Origin of the sequence: Paenibacillus sp. GCM10027630 (assembly GCF_042676305.1) — a bacterium.
GTDB lineage: Bacteria > Bacillota > Bacilli > Paenibacillales > NBRC-103111 > Paenibacillus_S.
This window is the reverse complement of the sequence record NZ_JBHTGY010000072.1, coordinates 1-1,470: the sequence shown is the minus strand read 5'-3', so window position 1 is coordinate 1,470 and position 1,470 is coordinate 1. Positions and strand designations below refer to the sequence as shown.

General features: G+C 42.9%; 1 protein-coding gene. It reads left to right on the top strand.

All coding sequences use genetic code 11. The features are described from left to right. Positions 1-102: 102 nt before the first annotated feature. Positions 103-1,430 (top strand): IS3 family transposase gene (locus ACFQ0C_RS31675; RefSeq protein WP_379372872.1). Its coding sequence is split into 2 segments (ribosomal slippage): positions 103-472 and positions 472-1,430, totalling 1,329 coding nucleotides; the frame shifts between segments, so codons are not numbered across the junction. The last annotated feature ends 40 nt before the right edge of the window (positions 1,431-1,470 follow it).

Sequence of the window (1,470 nt, the reverse complement as noted above, 5' to 3'; positions counted from 1 at the left end):
TGAACTGTGACCCGAAAGATAGACACTTTGAAAAAAGTGCCCGTCTTTTGGGTTTTTGTGTTTTAATAAACAATACTACAGTGAATGAGGGAAGCTAACAACATGTCAAAACATCTTTTCACAACAACTCAAATAAGAATACTTGAAGCAAATCCTAATATTGTCCATGTATCCGAAAAAGCAATAACATATAAACCTGAATTTAAGCTGCAGGCCGTTCAAATGCACAAGAATGGTTATATGCCTATGCAGATTTTCCTTGAAGCTGGATTTGACATTAAAATGATCGGAGCAGAAAAGCCGAAGAAGTGTTTAAAACGTTGGAGAGCAATCGATGATACCTACGGAAAGGAGGGATTACTGATGGACCGCAGAGGTAAAGCAAGTACAGGCAGGCCCCCATCCAAGGAGTTAAGCACAGAAGAGAAGCTTAGACGTGCTGAGGCGAAAATTAAGCTCTTAGAAGTGGAGAACGAATTTTTAAAAAAGCTCGATGCTCTAGAAAGGCAGGTGAAGCGCGAACGCTAACACCTGCTGAAGCCTTTGAGCTTATTGAGATGACGATTCGTAAGCATCAATTGCAAGGCTTAACGGCCTATCTATGTGATGTTGCAGATGTAAGTCGTAGCGGCTATTACGCTTGGTTAAAAGCAGAGCCAAATCGACAAGAACGTGAATGTGCCGATGAGGCAGACTACCAGCTCATTCGGAAGCATTTTCTTTCGCTTCATGGCAAAGCAGGAGCGTTGACCGTTAGGATGCATTTGGAACGCAGCGACGACGTGATTATGAATCACAAGAAAATTCGCAGACTGATGCGTAAATACAACCTGGTTGCTAAAGTAAGGCAGGCTAACCCTTACCGTAAGATGGCCAAAGCTACCCAAGAGCACCGGACCTGTCCAAACTTATTAGAGCGCCAATTTAACCAAGGAGAGCCTGGGAAAGTACTGTTAACGGATATCACCTATATGAGGTATGGAAAGGGCCAATGGGCTTATCTGTCTTGTGTAAAAGATGGAGCAACGAACCAAGTGCCCGCACACGTTCTATCCACATCCTTGGAACTCCCTATTGTAGAAGAAACACTTGAAGAGCTACTAAGAAGCATGGATTACTCGGTTCATCCAGAAGCGATTCTACATTCCGATCAGGGAATGCATTACACACATCCCCTATTTCAAGAAAAGGTAAAGAAAGCTGGATTCAGACAATCCATGTCACGCAAGGGTAACTGTTGGGATAACGCACCTATGGAATCCTTCTTCGGCCACATGAAAGATGAACTTGAATACGAAGATTGTCAGACCATTGAGGAACTGCGGCAAAGAGTGAATGAATATATCCTTATGTACAACACTTGCCGCTACCAGTGGGGATTAAAAAAGATGACCCCTGATGAATACAGAAGTCATCTTCTTTCAGCCTAGTAGCTTTTTATTACGTGTCCATAAATTGGGTCACAGTTCA